The 17,138-nt window shown below is 49.2% G+C and carries 15 protein-coding genes and 1 other RNA gene; 2 read left to right on the top strand and 14 right to left on the bottom strand.

Going from position 1 to position 17,138, the window contains the following annotated elements:
• Positions 1 to 44: 44 nt before the first annotated feature.
• The 7 genes from AF331_RS03530 to AF331_RS03505 all read right to left on the bottom strand — a co-directional run bounded on the left by AF331_RS03530 (position 45) and on the right by AF331_RS03505 (position 7,632).
• Positions 45 to 947, bottom strand: coding sequence for a 5'-3' exonuclease (locus tag AF331_RS03530; protein WP_082346698.1), 903 nt, complete (start codon positions 945 to 947; stop codon positions 45 to 47).
• Positions 948 to 1,003: 56 nt separating this feature from the next.
• Positions 1,004 to 1,846: a sulfurtransferase gene (locus AF331_RS03525; RefSeq protein ID WP_053426785.1), complete on the bottom strand. Its 843-nt coding sequence runs from the start codon at positions 1,844 to 1,846 to the stop codon at positions 1,004 to 1,006.
• Entirely contained in the window at positions 1,843 to 2,031 is a 189-nt protein-coding gene (locus tag AF331_RS03520) for a hypothetical protein (RefSeq protein WP_053426784.1), read from the bottom strand. The genes AF331_RS03525 and AF331_RS03520 overlap by 4 nt, the downstream gene beginning before the upstream one ends.
• Entirely contained in the window at positions 2,018 to 5,599 is a 3,582-nt protein-coding gene (locus AF331_RS03515; RefSeq protein WP_053426783.1) for a dynamin family protein, read from the bottom strand. Before AF331_RS03515 ends, AF331_RS03520 begins: the two co-directional genes overlap by 14 nt.
• Before the next feature lie 172 nt (positions 5,600 to 5,771).
• Positions 5,772 to 5,936 carry a hypothetical protein gene (locus AF331_RS22300; RefSeq protein ID WP_160316479.1) on the bottom strand — a complete coding sequence of 55 codons (165 nt, stop codon included), beginning with the start codon at positions 5,934 to 5,936 and terminating at the stop codon, positions 5,772 to 5,774.
• A 62-nt stretch (positions 5,937 to 5,998) separates the two neighbouring features.
• The gene (locus AF331_RS03510) at positions 5,999 to 6,565 is read right to left on the bottom strand and encodes an isoprenylcysteine carboxyl methyltransferase family protein (protein ID WP_053426782.1); all 567 of its coding nucleotides are present in this window, start codon (positions 6,563 to 6,565) and stop codon (positions 5,999 to 6,001) included.
• A 2-nt stretch (positions 6,566 to 6,567) separates the two neighbouring features.
• Positions 6,568 to 7,632, bottom strand: coding sequence for a type III polyketide synthase (locus tag AF331_RS03505; RefSeq protein WP_053426781.1), 1,065 nt, complete (start codon positions 7,630 to 7,632; stop codon positions 6,568 to 6,570).
• Between the two features lie 509 nt (positions 7,633 to 8,141).
• On the opposite strand from AF331_RS03505, the gene AF331_RS03500 reads away from it, so the two are divergent.
• Together AF331_RS03500 and AF331_RS03495 are read left to right on the top strand one after the other, a co-directional pair.
• Entirely contained in the window at positions 8,142 to 8,618 is a 477-nt protein-coding gene (locus AF331_RS03500) for a cupredoxin domain-containing protein (RefSeq protein WP_053426780.1), read from the top strand.
• 1 nt (position 8,619) lies between these two features.
• A complete protein-coding gene (locus AF331_RS03495) occupies positions 8,620 to 10,254 on the top strand; it encodes a b(o/a)3-type cytochrome-c oxidase subunit 1 (protein WP_053426779.1) in 1,635 nt (544 codons plus the stop codon).
• Between the two features lie 138 nt (positions 10,255 to 10,392).
• Here the strand turns inward: AF331_RS03495 and AF331_RS03490 are convergent, their stop codons facing one another.
• From AF331_RS03490 to AF331_RS03470, 7 genes are all read right to left on the bottom strand, one after another.
• Complete coding sequence (locus tag AF331_RS03490; protein ID WP_053426778.1) at positions 10,393 to 11,904, bottom strand: carboxypeptidase M32; 1,512 nt, start codon at positions 11,902 to 11,904, stop codon at positions 10,393 to 10,395.
• A gap of 153 nt (positions 11,905 to 12,057) precedes the next feature.
• Positions 12,058 to 13,974: an ATP-dependent DNA helicase gene (locus tag AF331_RS03485; protein WP_053426777.1), complete on the bottom strand. Its 1,917-nt coding sequence runs from the start codon at positions 13,972 to 13,974 to the stop codon at positions 12,058 to 12,060.
• A 122-nt stretch (positions 13,975 to 14,096) separates the two neighbouring features.
• Positions 14,097 to 14,267 (bottom strand): hypothetical protein, encoded by a 171-nt coding sequence (locus AF331_RS22295; RefSeq protein WP_159640171.1) that lies wholly within the window; start codon positions 14,265 to 14,267, stop codon positions 14,097 to 14,099.
• A 78-nt stretch (positions 14,268 to 14,345) separates the two neighbouring features.
• The gene (locus AF331_RS03480) at positions 14,346 to 15,494 is read right to left on the bottom strand and encodes a THUMP domain-containing class I SAM-dependent RNA methyltransferase (protein ID WP_053426776.1); all 1,149 of its coding nucleotides are present in this window, start codon (positions 15,492 to 15,494) and stop codon (positions 14,346 to 14,348) included.
• Between the two features lie 147 nt (positions 15,495 to 15,641).
• Positions 15,642 to 16,026, bottom strand: an RNA gene (gene rnpB / locus AF331_RS21725) — RNase P RNA component class B.
• A gap of 61 nt (positions 16,027 to 16,087) precedes the next feature.
• On the bottom strand, positions 16,088 to 16,399 hold the full coding sequence (gpsB, locus tag AF331_RS03475) for a cell division regulator GpsB (RefSeq protein ID WP_053427764.1): 312 nt from the start codon (positions 16,397 to 16,399) through the stop codon (positions 16,088 to 16,090).
• Between the two features lie 70 nt (positions 16,400 to 16,469).
• Positions 16,470 to 17,021 (bottom strand): SLOG family protein, encoded by a 552-nt coding sequence (locus AF331_RS03470; protein ID WP_053426775.1) that lies wholly within the window; start codon positions 17,019 to 17,021, stop codon positions 16,470 to 16,472.
• Positions 17,022 to 17,138 lie beyond the last annotated feature (117 nt).

The raw sequence follows: 17,138 nt of genomic DNA, 5'->3' as shown, positions 1-17,138 counted from the left end.
ATCCCCTCCTATGAGGATAGTGTGCCCTGAAGGAGGGTTTCCTTTCATCCGGAGATAGGGAGCATGACATTGGAACCGAGGAGGTACCTTCTGAGCACCTTCAGCTCCATTTCCTCTACTACATCAAGATGTTCCGATGATACTTGATTCCACACACACTCTGAAAGCTTCACATCCAGGGGAACCTGACAGTGAATTTCAGCCAGTTTCCTTGAGAGATGGAGCATATCCAGGTCGGCTTCGATTTTTTTCTTTTGGGAAGGCGTCAAGGAAGACAGGTTTTGAAGGATGCCCTCGATATCCCCGTGCTCCTGAATGAGTTTCATGGCCGTCTTTTCCCCGATTCCCTTGACTCCAGGATACCCGTCACTTGTGTCACCCATGAGGGCCTTAACATCGATGAATTGTTCGGGTGTGATGCCTTTTTCTTCTACAAACCCGTTCTTCGTATACGTTTTGTAGTTGCCGAACCCTTTTTGTAGGAGCATGATTTCAATGCCTTCATCGAGTAGCTGCAGGAGGTCCTGATCACCGCTGACAACCGAAACTTTCCGCTCACCCTTGTATTCCTTTGCAAGGGTCCCGATGCAGTCATCTGCTTCATAACCTGAAACACCTACATTCGACAAGTTGAATCGACCTGCGACCTCTTTGGCGAGATCAAACTGGGGAATGAGCTCCACCGGCGGGGCATTCCGATTCGATTTATAGTCTTGATACACTTCATTCCTGAACGTTTTACTCCCCATGTCCCAACAGATGATAATATGCGTTGGATCCGCGTGCTCCGCTGCCATGAAGAGATGCTTCATGAATCCCTGGACGCCGTTTGTCGGCAACCCCTGAGAATTCACCATGAACTGACCGCTGACGGCCGTTGCAAAAAAGGAACGGAATAAAAGCGCCATTCCGTCCACAAGTAATATATGCTCTTGTCTTGATTCCAAACTGAACACCACTTTTCATCAAATTCGATGATTACAGTATACCATAGATATACGGCTTACTGGTTGGAAATACCCGGATTCGCCACTATGTGTTCAGGGTAGGAAACCCAGTCGCTGTAGCTTCCCGCATACAGTCTGACATCTTCAAACCCTGATTCGAGCATAGAGATGATATTCGGGGTGGCCGTAATTCCTGAACCGCAATAAACGATGACCCGCTGTTTTTTGTCCAAACCGGCGTACCGATGTTCCTGGAATTCCAGATCAAGGTATCTTCCATCTTGGAGTGCATCCAGCCATGGAAAATTGACGGCACCGGGGATATGACCCGCTACACGGTCGAGTGGTTCTTCCTCTCCGCGATATCTCTCACTGCTCCTTGAATCGATGAGGGCCACTTCACTCTCTCCACGTGCAATGGACCTCACTTCCTCTACTCCTGCCAACATGTCCGTTTTCAGTGTGGGGTGATACTGTCTTTCCACAGGGTCAGGAACTTCTTTTGTGATAGGGAAGCCCTTTTTCCTCCATTCCTTCAGACCACCATCCATTACATAGACCTTTTCATGACCGATAAAGCGGAACAGCCACCAGCCCCTTGCAGCAGGGGCAGCGTCTCCGCCATCATAGAGGACGATGGTCGAATCTTGATGGATGCCGGCTTTTCCGACTTTATCCACGAAAACAGCTAAATCGGGCAGCGGGTGACGTCCACCGTGTTCTTGGACTGGACCGCTAAGATCCTGACCAAGGTCGAAGTGGACGGCTCCCGGTATATGTTCTTCATTATAAAGACTTGATCCTTCACCGGTGGATAGGACTGCTTGACAATCGATCACAGCGAGTGACGGATCCCCTAAGCGTTCGTAGACCCACTCACAGCTTTTGATGAAGTTCATGATTTCCACCCTCTCTTTTCCATTAATTTCACAACCTGATCTTTAGGTACCCAGCAGTCGAACCGGTAGGATGGCTGGGTATCGAAGCCGAGACGTGCACACATGTAGCGCGTTCCTCCGGGCTCTTTGTAAGCACGGAAATGGATGCAGGTGGCACAGACGTGGAAAGGATTAGGCTTCGGCATTCTTCACATCCTCCAGACGTGCAAGATCCGATGCCAGACTTTCAAGGTCCAGCACTTGGGTCGTCACGTTGATGAGCGCGTCGAGCTGCTCTGATAACTGTTCCTTGGAATCGACCATCAGCTTTTCATGGTCCCTTTCCAGTAGGGATTCAGCCCACGTTGATAGGCGTGTTTCTTCTGTTGAAAGATAGGCATCTGCAGGAGACGAAAGGGATTTTTCCACTCTTGCCTGTATTTCTTTCTTCCCTCCACCTTCAAAGAAGTGCTTGGCATTTTTAAACGAGTGGAACGCACTCTCCACATCTGCTTCCTGAAGCCCTTCGGTAAATTCGATAGACGGCCGGTCGTCAAAATCAGGCTGAGCTAGGTAAAGCTCTGATTCCATTGCTTTGATCCGCCTTTCCAACTCCTCCATCTTCCCTTTCAATGCCCGGTCGATGAATCGCTCGATCCGGAGTGAGGTCGCCCTCATTTCCTGTGTAAAATCATAGGATATGCTCTGCTTCAACTCTTCTGATCCGGCAGAGATGGCTTCGCCGGGGTTCCCATTTGAAGGAAATTTCCCTGGATGGAAGGCTTCCTTGAAGAAATCGGGGAGCCTGTAAAACACCCTTTGCTTCACATAGTGTAGGAGCTCGGAAAGTTCTTGACGCATTTCGGTGAGTAGAGGGGCTGGTGTTTCCCCATTCAACATGCGCAGGACACCCTCTTTCGTTTCCAAAAGTTGCTCCCTGCGACTTTCCTTGGATGCCTGATCCGTTGAGGCGAATCCCACCCACTGACGGAATCGGTTGTAGCCCCTTTCCCATTCGTGGATGGCGGCATCGATACTCATCTGTACGAGTTCCTCTTCTATGAAGGAGTGGAATGCCTCCCTGAACGGGATCATTCCCGAGGCCGCTTCTTCCTCCATGGCCTGAAGGGAGGAGACACCGTAAATGCGAGGGAAACGGATGCCGTACTGCAGGAGCTGGGACTCCACGTAGCCGAGGACCTCATCTTTTTCTCCTTCGTTTGCGGCAAGGTCGATGGCATTCACGATGAAGAACATTTTATCAAGCTCAAAGGAATCCTTCACCCTTCCAAGCTGTATGAGGAATTCCCTATCTGCCTTGGCAAAAGCGTGATTGTAATACGTAACGAAAAGGACGGCATCCGCATTCTTGATGTACTCGAACGCCACTCCTGTATGACGTGCATTGATGGAATCGGCACCCGGCGTATCCACAAGGGTAATCCCCTGACGTGTAAGGGGACAATCATAATAAAGATCAATGCTCTCCACGAAACATGAGCGTGATTCATTGGCTACGTATGTGCGGTACTCGTCGATTGGTACTCGTTTGACAGAGCCTAGATCCGCTGCAAGCTTTTCATAACCTGAGTGGAATGCCGACAGGAAGGACCAATGGACATTTTCTCGATCCTTCGACTGAAGGATCGATGGAATCAACGAGTAAACCGACTCCAAGGAATCCGCCTTTTCACCGAAATGGGATAGAGAGTGATTCAGGTCACCTAGCATCTGCTGGGGTGATTTGAAATGAATATCGGCGGTCTCATGCACGTGATGATCCGATACCGGACAGATCCTATTGATCGAAGCCGTGGTGGGATTCGGACTTACAGGCAAAACCGATCGTCCGAGGAGTGCATTGGCAAAGGAAGATTTGCCTGCGCTGAATGCCCCGAACAAGGCGATTGTAAATGATTGATTGGAGATGCGCTCCCGTTTCCCTCTAAGGTAACCCGCGGTTCTCCGGAATCCTTCATACTTGGTGAAAACTTCTTCAAGGACAGTCAGCTTTCTGGCGGCTTCTTCCCTGGTTATACGGTCAGGCGATTCTTTGAGAAGCTCGGGGGCCTCCGAGTGAATCTCCTCCGTGGTTGTGGCCGAAGGTTTTTCAAGATCTTCCTGACTGCGGTAATGGGTATGTCTGATGTCCCACTTCTTCAGCCAGGATGACATGATCTCCTCCAAAACGGTCGGGTCTCCCGTTCCTTTACGGATGCGGGTGGCCTGCTCCAATCGCTCTTCTTCGATCTGGTTCCATTTCAAAAACACAGCCGTTTTTTCCTGCACAGTCCGAAGTTCTTCTTCCATACGCTCATTTTCATCTGCAAATGCCGTGTTTACCTCTTCTGTCATTTCTGTCATAAGGTCGTTGGTTTCCAACCGGCACCTCTTCTTGATCTCTTCTGCCAGTTCATTGCAGTATTGAAGGACATAATCCCCATTCAATCCTGCCCCCTCGCGGATAACGTCCGTGATGAAAGCTGAATCGACTTCAAGAGACAATTCGTCCCATCTCTCAATGAATTGTCCGGAAAGACCGGCACTTTTCACTAATTTTTTCCCAAGGGTCCTGATATGCCACTGAAGCTGTGAGTCGATTCTGCCATTGAGATCGGAGAGGAAGGCGTCCAGCCTCAATTCCTTCTCTTCTTCGGTTTTCTGACCCGTGAAGAGGAAGCCTACTTTGAAGCCTTTTTGACGACTTTCAAGAAACCGTTCCGCTAATTCCCTCGTTTCAAAGGGCATGAGATACGCATTCTTAAGGATATCGGCCCGCTCCTCTTCGAATGTATTCCTTATTCCGGTCCTGGCCAATAATCGGTCTATCAGTTCTTTTTCCAGGGTGAACGCACTGTCCATATCTTCCCATTCTTTATCTTCAAGTCCGCTTTCTTCCTTTAGATGGTCAAGTTTGGTTTTATACCATTCATCATGCTCATGGATCAATTGGGAGAGGGATGCTTGAAGGGAGTCCTCGATAAGGGATTGTCTATTCGTAACCTGTCGTTCAACGAGTTCCTCCAGTTCAGGCAGGTCATTCCCCTCCATATCCGGTTTCCTGAGGCTCGTATAGAAAATGCCTTCCGGCTCCACTCCCCACGATTGGAACGCATCCTTCACAGCCGTCTTGAAATCCCCGAAAGAGATTTCCCTTTCATTATGTTTGTCGATCTGATTGATCACAAGATACTGCTTTACTCCGTGCAGGCTCAGTTCCCTGGTGAATTCAAAGTTCACTTGTGATTGGACATGGTTGTAATCCATCACGTAAAATACAGCATCCGCCAGATGCAGGGCAGATTCCGTTGACAGACGGTGAGCATCATCCGTGCTATCTACACCGGGAGTATCAAGGATGGATACATGTTTATCCATATCCGACCTGCCGATTTCAACCGAATATACATCACGATCTTTGCACCATTCCCTCACCTTGTCTTCATCATACGGGGCAGGAATGTAGACAGGATGCTGATGCTGATAGTAGATCTTGGCATAGTCAGAATCCGTTTTCTTCACCTTTACCAGGTTGGCACTGGTGGGTATGGGGGATGCGGGAAGGACACTCTCGCCAATAAGGTGATTGATCATACTGGACTTCCCTGCGGAAAAATGTCCGCAGAATGCAAGGATGAGCTCCTCCTCATACATTTTTTCAGCCAAGCGTTCAGCCTTCTCAACCCGTTCCTCGTCGCCCGCCAAACGGAAGCGCTCACTGAGGGAAGCGATTGTTTGCATGGATGTATGTATGGTTCGTTTCGTTGTATTCATTGGACAATCCTCTTTTCAACCCGAGTTATGGTAACGCTTCTATTTTAGCGCATTTCCGTTATATTCTCTATGATATTCTCCCTTGAAGTGTTTGGTTTACCCAACCTTCTTTTTCTCCGAGCCCGCTCCTTTTCTACATAAAAAAACCACCCCTGCAGGATGGTTTTGTAAGTTATCTGGTCGTTTCGTTCGGAATGAGATTGGACCTTGAGGCGGTTCGCTTCTCGAACTTCAATGCCGTTTTACGAGGTTTTTCAGCTTTCATCACGTTGGATAATACATTTTTCATCACAAATCCGTAAACCAGCACCGTCAGTAGTACAAGAAACCAAACCATATACGTCCACTCCTTAATGAGAATCATCTTCAATTAGATCTTATCAAAAACGATAATCATTTTCAATAGGAATCGCTATTTTTTCTGAAAACGGGGTATCCCCTTGTCCTTCCATGCTTGTCGCAGTAGTCGGTTTCATTCTGTAAAGCCCGTTCTTCTTCGGGAATCCTGACAGAAAGCATCCACTGATTGAGGAGGGTGAACACCACCATTGTGAGATAGGCATTGAAAAGCAGCGGGATGAGGATGAGTTCCAGGGTGACGATCAGGTAATTGGGATGTTTGAAAAAGCGGTATGGACCTTTTGCTACAACACGGGCACCCTTGCAAACGATGATCTTCGTATTCCAGTAGCGACCAAGGGATACGATGGCCCACACCCTCCCGCACTGCACAGCAAGGAATAGGGCGAACAAAGGAATCCAATATGGATTCAACTCGAATCCTATGCTCCATGCTTCCATGAGAAGGACAAGAAAGAAAGCGGCATGCATGGCCACCATCCATTTGTAGTGATTTTGTCCGTATTCTACACCTCCCCGCTCCTTCATCCATTTTTCATTGGAACGGGCGATGAGGAGTTCCCCGAGCCTCTGGAGGATCAGGATCATGAATATGACGCCAAACATGTTCATCCCTCCCACCTGAGCAACAATAATTCGGAGCTGAATCCCGGTCCAAGTGCCATGGCAAGGCCATGCTCCCCTTCTTTACCTGCATGCAGCATTTCCTTCATCACATACAGGATCGTAGCGGAGGACATATTTCCGTATTCCTGCAGGACAGCAAGGGACGGGGCCATCATGGTTTTGGGGAATCCGAGTGATTTTTCATACGCATCGAGTACTTTCTTCCCCCCGGGATGGGCCACGAATTGCCGGATATCGGCAAGGTCCACTCCTTCTTTTCGGAGGAACTCTTCCACATTCGGTCTCAGCCATGTTTCTACGAGATTTGGGATGGACTTCGAAAATACGACATACAGCCCATCATTCCTGACTTCCCACCCCATGACGTCCAGAGAGTCCCGCAGGAGGGTCGAACGAGTCGAGATGACCCGGGGGAGCGGCTTATCTCGTTTTTGCAAAAGGGGACTGTCATCTCCGCACAAAACGGCACATCCGATACCGTCGGCAAATAAAGAGGTCCCGATCAAATTGCTTTTGGAACGGTCCCCGTGCTGGAAGGTGAGGGAGCAAAGTTCGACGGCTAGAACGAGCACCGTCGAGGATGGAAAGGCACGGCAATATTCATGGGCCCTTGCCAGGCCGCTCGCTCCGCCGGCGCAGCCAAGACCCCAGATCGGAATCCGTTTGATATGTGGATCAAGACCGAGCTCATTCATGATCCTCGCTTCGATGGAAGGGGTGGCGATTCCAGAGGTGGAGATGGTGAATATCGCCTCCACGGGCCCCCCTCCTATCGTTTCAAGCGCTTTTCTTACAGCATCTTTGCCCAATTGCACAGCAAACTTGATGTATTCTTCATTTTTTTCTTCGAAGGAGTGTGGGGTGCCGAACCACTCCAAATCCTTTACAAAATACCTGCTGTTGATCTCCCCGTTTTGGAAAACGGTCAGTAGTCGATCGATATCTTTGAAACTTTCCTGAAAAAGCTGTTTGGCGAAAACGGAGGCATCCTCCTGATCGATCCGATGAGGGGGGATCGCCGTTTCAACTGAATAAATGACAGGCACGCTCAATCCATCTCCTTGTTTTACAGATATGGATAGAATCCCCTGTTCAGGATGGATCCATGCATGCACTCATGACTTTTTAGGCTGATGGTGAAGGATGATATCAATCTCTATATCTGCCGGGGCCAGGCAGAATCTACATGACTGTTTCCTCACATAAAGGAAACAGCAGTGGCTGCAATAAAACCGTTTCATATTCATTCCCCCATTCCTTTTTAACACTATATGCCGACATTTCCTTCTCAAGGCAATGAAATCTTCGAGACCTTCACATTCTGTTCAAAAGTAGTGTGACTTATATCACAGAAGTCTTCCGCCAGTTCAGCTAAGATGATGGGGAAGGAACAATTAGGATGGGAGTGAGGAAGGTGAAAGATCCTCAAAAGAAAGACAGCTCTTTACAGGGGTCCTTCGTGTCTGTATTGGCTATGGGACTCTTTTTGGCCTTGAGCTGGCTAGGGGTATTTCTATTATTCATGTCGCGATTTTAACGCAAGGAGTGAAGGGTCATGCATATGCATCGTTATGAAAAATGGTGGTTGACGCTTGGGACGGGTGCCCTTGTCCTTTTCTTATTCATACTGGGGGTCAGCGCCTTTCATCAGGGCCATAAGCCACCGAGTGCCAAGGCGTTTATCAATCCTGAACGGGTGGATGCAACAGCCCCGTTCGACCAACCGGGGCTTAAAGAGGTAACCGGAAAAGACTGGGATTATGAATTGGTGATCGTCGCCTCTGCCTTTCATTATGAGCCTGGGGAATTCACCATTCCAAAGGGCTCAAAGGTGAAGATCATGGCTACAACCAAAGATGTGATCCACGGGTTCGAAGTAGCGGGTACCAACATCAATATGATGCTTGAACCCGGGTATGTCAGTGAATATGTGACCACCCTCGATCAAACAGGGGAATTCCTGATCGTGTGCAATGAATACTGCGGGGCGGGACACCATACGATGAAATCCATGCTGAAGGTGGTAGAGTAATATGAAAAACATGTCTGACACGCGGGGCAGAAGCCTCTCTCTCGCTCATCTGTATGTCGCTTATTCCGCCCTGGCACTGGGGGGACTCGCTGGTCTCCTGCAGGTTCTGGTCCGCTCCGGCGGCTTGACCCTGCCTGCTGGGATCGACTACTATCAGATCCTTACCGTGCACGGGGTGCTATTAGGATTGATCCTCACCACTTTCTTCATCATCGGCTTCCTTCATGCCTCCATCATCCGGACTTCCGGACCCTACTCCAACCGTTCAATTGTATTGGGATGGCTGGGATTCTGGATCATGCTCATAGGCACAATCATGAGTGCATCCATGATCTTGTTGAATGAGGCAACCGTGCTCTATACCTTTTACGCCCCCCTCATGGCCCATTGGCTTTTTTACCTCGGCCTCACCTTCGTGGTCGTGGGGAGCTGGTTTTCCGGCGCCGCCATGATTTCAGCCTATCGTCATTGGAGAAAAGAACACCCTGGTCAGACGAGCCCATTATTGACCTTCATGGCGATCATCACCATCGTACTTTGGATCATTGCCACGCTCGGGGTCGCAGGGACCGTGCTCTTTCAACTTCTCCCATGGTCCCTCGGCATCGTGGAGCGGGTCGATGTGTTGACGAGTAGGACGCTGTTCTGGTATTTCGGTCACCCCCTAGTCTATTTTTGGCTGCTTCCCGCCTATATGGCCTGGTATGCGATCATTCCGAAAGTCATCGGCGGCAGGGTATTTTCAGACTCACTTGCCAGACTATCTTTTCTTTTATTCCTGTTGTTCTCGATTCCCGTCGGATTCCACCACCAGCTCGTAGAGCCCGGGATCGATGCCTTTTGGAAGTATCTCCAGGTGGTGCTCACCTTCATGGTGGTCATCCCCTCCCTCATGACCGCCTTTTCGCTCTTTGCCACGTTTGAAATCAGGGGAAGGGAGCTCGGGGCAAAGGGTTTATTCGGCTGGCTGCGAAAGCTTCCTTGGAAGGATGCTCGCTTTACGGTCCCCTTCATCGGAATGCTCGCTTTCATACCTGCAGGCGCAGGCGGATTGATCAATGCTTCCAACCAGATGAATCAGGTGGTTCATAACACCATCTGGGTGACGGGTCATTTCCACCTCACCCTTGCGACGACCGTCGTCCTTACGTTCTTTGGAATCTCCTATTGGCTCATCCCCCATCTGACGGGACGTGTCCTCACAAAAGAGATGAACAGGCTTGCCATCATACAGGCAATCGTTTGGACAGTGGGGATGGGCATCATGTCCTTGTCCATGCATGCGGCCGGATTGCTCGGAGCACCGAGACGATCAGCGTTCTCCACTTATGGGGATGCCCCGCAGGCACTTGCCTGGATCCCTTATCAGGCAGCTCAGGCAATTGGAGGTACGATTCTTTTCATCGGCATCATCCTTGTTCTCTATATCGTGGTGAGCCTGGCCTTCTTTTCACCAAAAGGCACCGAAACATTTCCTGTCGCTGATTCCGGATCTGCCAAGACCCCGAAAGCCCTTGAGGACTGGCGGATCTGGCTGACCATCCTCACCGCCCTGATCCTGATTGCTTACAGTGTCCCTTTCATCGATATGATCCAACAGGCTCCCCCAGCGTCGAAGGGATATCGCCTTTGGTGACAGGAAACAGGCATGGAGGTTTGTTCACGTGTGTTTCGGAATAAAGATGGTTTGAATAAAAAAATCCGAACGGATTCGACTTTCTCCAGGGAAAGTCGGATCATCGTTCGGATTTTTTTGCTACCCACTTCGTCCGGGTCAGAGAGAATAGACGCCGGCATACTTCTCTGTGAGGTAGTCCGCGAGGTATTTGGCATTCAATCCCTCACCGGTGACGTCTTCAAGAATTTCCAAAGGCTTCTTCAGTTTGCCCCATTGATGGACCCTCTCCGTCAACCATTCCTTCACGGGTACGAGATTCCCCTCTTCCAGGAGCTGATCAAAGTTCGGAATGTCTTCTCTCATGGCTTCCCTGAACTGGGCGGCGTACATATACCCGAGTGCGTAAGAAGGGAAATACCCGAAGCTCCCGCCGGCCCAGTGTACATCCTGCAGGACCCCTTCCCCATCGTTAGACGGACGGATGCCGAGATACTCTTCATATTTTTCATTCCAGATGCGCGGGAGATCTTTTACCTCGATCTCATCGTTGAATAGGCCCTTCTCGATTTCATAGCGGATGATGATATGCAGTGCATACGTCAACTCATCTGCTTCGATCCGGATCAGGGAAGGTTTGGATTCATTGATGGCACGGTAAAATTCTTCGAGGCCAACCTCATCGAATTGCCCCGTGCTGAAGTCTTTCAATAGGGCATAATTCTTTTTCCAGAAGGAAAGATTCCTGCCAACGAAATTTTCATAGAAAAGTGACTGAGATTCGTGGATTCCCATGGAGGTACCTGTGCAAAGAGGTGTCCCGACGAGCTTTTCTGATATATTTTGCTCGTAGAGGGCATGTCCCCCTTCATGGATCGTGCCGAATACGGCCGTCCGCCAGTCCTTTTCATCATACTTTGTGGTGACCCTTACGTCCCCGGGATTCAAGCCGATGGCAAATGGATGGACCGTTTCGTCGAGGCGTCCGGCACTGAAATCATATCCCATCTGTTCGAGGACCTTGAGACTGAAGTCCTTTTGCTTTTCCTTAGGGAAGTGATCGAAAAGGAATTCTGTCCGAGGAGCTTCTGCATGCGATATTTTATGTACGAGCGGAACGATTTTCCCTTTAAGTTCATTGAACACTTCATCCAGTACACCGACCGTCACGCCAGGTTCGTATAAGTCGAGCAATGTATCATATTTGTTCTCTCCGTACCCCCAGTAGTCGGTGAACCGTTTTGTCGTGGCCACAAGTTTTTCAAGGTACGGCTGGAACATGGAGAAGTCTCCTTTTTCTTTTGCCTCTTCCCAGATCCCCTCGGCTTTTGATTGAAGGACCACATAGTCCCGGTATTCCTTGGCCGGGATCTTTTTATTCCGGTCATATTCCTTTTGACACTCATCCAACAGGGCGCATGTGATCTCATCAAGATCACCGTCAACCGGCGTCAGCTTTGCCAGATAGGCGGCCATCTCACTTGATGTGGACATTTCGAATACTTCAGACGAAAGCATACCGATGACTTCGGAGCGCTGTGAGGCACCCTTCTTCGGTGCACCCGTCCTCAAATCCCAGAACATGAGTCCCAATGCTTCATTATAGGCGCTCATCTTACTTGAGTATTCCTTGAATGCTGTACTCACTTTTTTAATCTCTTCTTTATTCATGTTTCATTCCCCCTTTACCCTCCTATTTTACCACAAAAGTCAGACTAGGCAGATGATTCAATCTTGAAATCAGCGGGGCTTTCACCGGTGGGCGAAATCGGAATAAAAAACGGCTCCACCCGCCCTTGGAAAGGACGGAATGGAGCCGGCTCTTCATGCTTCGATGGATTCAATGCCCACAGGCAGGATCGCCTGTACTTCTTTTTGGAATGCCCGGTCGCTTTCATTCAGGAGGATATGGATGCTTCCACGGTCGCCTTCCGTCCTGATCAAGCGTCCGATCCCCTGGCGAAGACGGAGGAGCATGTATGGGATATCGACATCTGCTTCAGCATTGCCGCTATGCTTCCGCTTTGCATCGAAAACGGGATCCTTCGGAGGGAACGGCAGGGAATGGATCACCACTTGGGAAAGGGACGAACCCGGAATATCGAGACCTTCCCATAAATGATAGGAGCACAGGACGGAAGATTCATCTTCCTGGAAACGCTTGACCGTATCACTGATCTCCCTGTCCCCCTCGTAGATCACATCGAAAGGTACGTTCCGTTCATTCATATGTCCCCTGAAGGCTTCCATTTCTTCTTTTGAGTTGAACAACACAAGGGACCTTCCTCCATGGTCGATCAATCGGCTGTCAATATAGCCGTATGATTCCGACCGTTGAACATGAGGCAGGCTCACACTCATCACTTCGTCGTACTCATATGGGGATTCGACGGAGAACGATTCATACGAAGCGATGCCCAGAGACGACGATACATAGGAAAAATCACCGTGGTAAGATAGGGTTGCAGAAGAGAAGATGAAAGGGATGTTTTGGGAAAACACATGTTCTTTCAAGATTTCTTCCACGAGCCTTGGCATGACGACGAAAGTTTCTTCTTTGTCGGTTGATTCGAGCCAGTAGATCCCCTTATCATCCTCCACATAAAGCTTCAGTGAATAATGGATCTGTTCGAGGTATTCCTCCACCACCTTGAGAAGATATTCCTCTACCACATACATTTCCGATTCAAATACAAGTTCATTCAGGAGACCTTCGATCCTGGAAGCGAGGCCTTTTGCATGAGTCAGAATATGAGGAGCACGGGACACATAGTGACGATCGCTTCCAGCCACCTTGTTCGACTCCTCTTCAAGAAGCTCGAACCAGCGGTCGTTATCAGCAAGGATTTCTTCAATCAGATAAAGTGTTTCCTCCCTAAGATCGGAAGCAGATAACCGCTCCAATAGATGCTCGATGGTTTCTTTGGTCATTCGGTAGGTCATGGCTTTTTGGGAAGCGTACTCCAATAGATGGCCTTCATCAAAGACGACAGAGCTTGCTTCAGGGAGAAGGGGGAGCTGTCCTTCCCTTTTTCGGGAGTCCTTCGTCCAGATATGCTCCATATAGAAATCATGGGAGCAGATGATCAGATCTTTTGCCTGCCGGTAATGCTCCCGGTGCAACGTCAGACCGCAGCGGTGGCGTTTCGGACAGGCCATGCAGTCTTGAAGGGGATCCCATGCGATGGGTTCCCACTCTTCATCTGAGAGCTCTGCGTATTCCTTTCTATCACCGTAAGGATAAAATCCCGACATGGACCCACTTTCGTGGACGAATGACGGGAGGTCACCCCAGATCCGCTCGTATTCGTCATGAGCAGACAGATTATCCTCGAGCTTTTTGATACAAAGGTATTGATCGCGTGATTTTGCCAGGCGGACATCGATATCGAGGCCAAGTGCCTCCTGGAGCTTGTCCACATCGCCACCCTCTTTGACGATCTGTTCGATGAGGGTCTCATCTGCACACGATATGATGGCAGGTTTACCCGTGTAACGCGCATAGCTTAAGGCATAGAGCAGGTAAACGAGGGTCTTTCCGGTTCCGACCCCCGCTTCTGCAAATATGACCTGATTCTGTTTATAGGCCTGATTGAGTTGAAATGCCATGAACACCTGTTCATCACGCAGATCAAAGCCTTTTTCAGGCAGAATATCGTAAAACACATCTCCGACCCAGTCGGATAATGCTTCATAGAATGATTGTTCCTTCGATAAGGGGAACGGCAGCGTTTGTCTCATAAAATCCTCCTACATGAACACAGTATATCTACTTTACTAGATTTCCCACGGGATGAAAAGCAGCAGCACATAAAAAGAGAGCATCCTCCGTCCGCCATGGGACCGGATGCCCTTTCTCCCGTTCAATCGTACAGCCGTCTGGTGGCCAGTTCATATTGAATCGCCTGATCCAGTACCTTGGAGGCCTCGTCGAGGGAAAGGGGATTTCTTCCTTCCCCTTCTCCCTGCAGTGAAGCCATGGAACGTTGGATGGCCTGATAGATTTTATGATAGTCGATGCGATCCTGAATCATCGTACCCATTCCCCCTCTGATTAATAGAACCAGTTTATGCAGGAATGGGCCAATTTATACTTGGGATCGCCTACTATTTTATTCTTCTATCTTCTTGCGCGGCGGTCTTGGTCCCCAATATTGATAGTAATCGGTCCGGATGAAACCATTGAACAGCTTACGCTTCTTCGTGGCTTTCTTGCCATAGCATTCTTCGAAATGCTCCAGGCTCGTCATCATATAGACCGACCATGTATCAAGCTTGGAGAAGGCCTGTCCCATTTCACGATACATCAGTTCGACTTCCTTGCGATCGCCGAGACGCTCACCATAAGGAGGATTTCCGACGATGACGCCATACTCGAGCTCCGACGTGAAGTCCCTTACCTGCATCTGCTTGAATTTCACCAAGTCACCGAGCCCTGCCTCTATGGCATTTTCCTTCGCAATGGCAATCATGCGGTGATCGATGTCGGTGCCTAGGATTTCAAGGGGTTGATCATAATTCGCTTGATCCTCTGCCTCCATCCTCGTACGATCCCATACATCACCGTCCATCATCGGCCATGCTTCAGAAAGGAATTCACGGTTGAACCCAGGAGCGATATTCTGTCCGATGAGGGCTGCTTCAATGGCGATCGTGCCTGAGCCACAGAAAGGATCCACAAAGGGGCGGTCCGGATTCCATGTTGTCAGCTGGATCAACGCAGCAGCCAGGGTTTCCTTCAGAGGAGCGTCCCCTTGACCTACACGATAGCCCCTTTTATGAAGACCCTGACCGCTGGTATCAAGGGTCAGGCTCACTTTATCTTTAAGGATGGCTACTTCGATCTTGAAAAGCGGTCCTGTTTCATCAAGCCAGGATGTTTTCTTATAAGCGGTTTTCAACTTTTCCACGATTGCTTTCTTCACGATCGCCTGACAGTCTGGCACACTGTATAGTTTCGACTTGACGGATTTCCCCTGAACAGGGAACTCCGCATCCACAGGAAGGAATGACTCCCACGGAAGGGCTTTCGTCCGTTCAAATAATTCATCAAAGGAATACGCATTGAATTCCCCGACGAGGATCTTGACGCGATCTGCCGTCCTTAGCCACATATTGGCCCTGGCGATGGCCGTTTCATCTCCTTGGAAGATAACCTTGCCGTTTTCAACCTGACATTCATACCCGAGATCCTTCACTTCTTTGGCAACGATCGACTCCAGCCCCATTGCGGCCGTTGCGATCAGTGTATACTTACCCAATACCTTCACCTCTATCATCATCGTTTGCACGTATTTTCAATCAAAAGTATTTTCTACAAATAAAAAGGACTGACACATCAGGCTCCAAAAAACCCTGTATCAGTCACTTCGATCGTTGTATCCATTATTGCTCTCCCCGTAACAGCGTCCTGTAAGCCATGTTTTGTTCCGTTGTACTGCAGGCGACTTGACGTCTCGTACTCTGGTGGTAATCATCTATCTACAAAGGCAAGCCTTTGTCCCTCTCTTCGTTCAATTCCTCCAAGAGGATTCCCCTACCAAATTTGGGTTTCTCACTCGCGGGGTTTACCTCGTTCCACTCCTGCCATTTCTAACAGGACTTCGTCACTGTGGCACTTTCAAGGTATTCACACCATATCCGTGAGGACGTAGGTGTTTTCCCTGCCGTCAGCCCGTTTGACCGGACTGCCCTAGCTTATGAATTGGCTAGGCACGAACACTACGGGCATCTCAGCACCGTGTGAGCATGGACTTTCCTCTACAGCCGGAGCTGCAGCGATTACCCAAACACCATTAAAGGATCAGCAATTTCTAATTATATAGCATCCCTCTTTACATTACAAGGGGGAATTTCAATCGTACAGTTTATTTCCGAACACATGCTTCTCAAGATTCGAGAGGCGCTTCAAGATATCGAAGTTCGTCGTACCTGATGGCTGTGGGGGCGCAGCAGAGCGCTGTTGCTTGCCGGCTTCCTCAACCTGCTTCTTCAGACGAAGGTTCTCCTGCTGGAGTTCTTCGATTTCCTGGTGGAAGACTTCATAGTCCTTGATGACGAGATCGAGGAACTTGTCCACATCTTCGGGTTTATACCCTCGCATACCGCTTTTAAATTCTTTTTCTAAAATATCCTTTGCAGTCAATTTCACTTTATCTGAGATCATCATATTCACCTCTGCGTTTATGTTAATCATATTTCCATATTCCCGTTCGTTTGTCAATGGCATTTCTCCGCTAACCCCATTGGGCCTCTTCTACCACCCATTGAAGATCGTCAAACGTGATGGTCTTGAGCATGAAAGAAGGATCTTGTTCCTGTTTCCTCTGTGCTTCCTCGTAGAAGTACCTCGGAGAGCCTTCGCGCTCGGGATCGTAGAGGATGATGCATGACTGGCTTTTATGCAGGAACAGCAGATTCCGATTCTTGAACTGTCCCGGATTCTGGTATGGGCTTTTGGAGATGGAATCGACAAAATCAGCTTGCGACAGGATCATCTCATAATACTCCTTGTTCTGATCATTCCATTTTTCCTCCTGCTGCAGGAAAGGGGTGAGGATGGCGAGCTTTAAATCCGGATATTCTTCCTGAAGCTCGAATACGACTTCTGCGGCCCATAGCTCCACTCCGAGCTGACCGGAAATGAGGACCCATTCCAATCCGGAATCCAGAAGGGTAAGCAGCTCTTTCCTGATGGCTAGCTTTATGTATTGTACAGCCTGATCGTCTTGCTTGAAGATGCCCAGCTCAAATGATTTATATCCTGTGATCGATGCGACCCCGCCCATGCTACCGAAGCTCCTTTACTCATAGTCTGTCCTTATTGCTTCCATTGTAGCATACATTTCGATGAGATGGCCCCTTACAACCATTGAAAAAAGCACCTGTTCCCGGCCATTCCCTTT

Origin of the sequence: Rossellomorea marisflavi (assembly GCF_001274775.1) — a bacterium.
Taxonomy (GTDB): Bacteria; Bacillota; Bacilli; order Bacillales; family Bacillaceae_B; genus Rossellomorea; species Rossellomorea marisflavi.
Note: the sequence above shows the minus strand (reverse complement) of the source record. Positions and strands in the feature narration are given on the sequence as shown.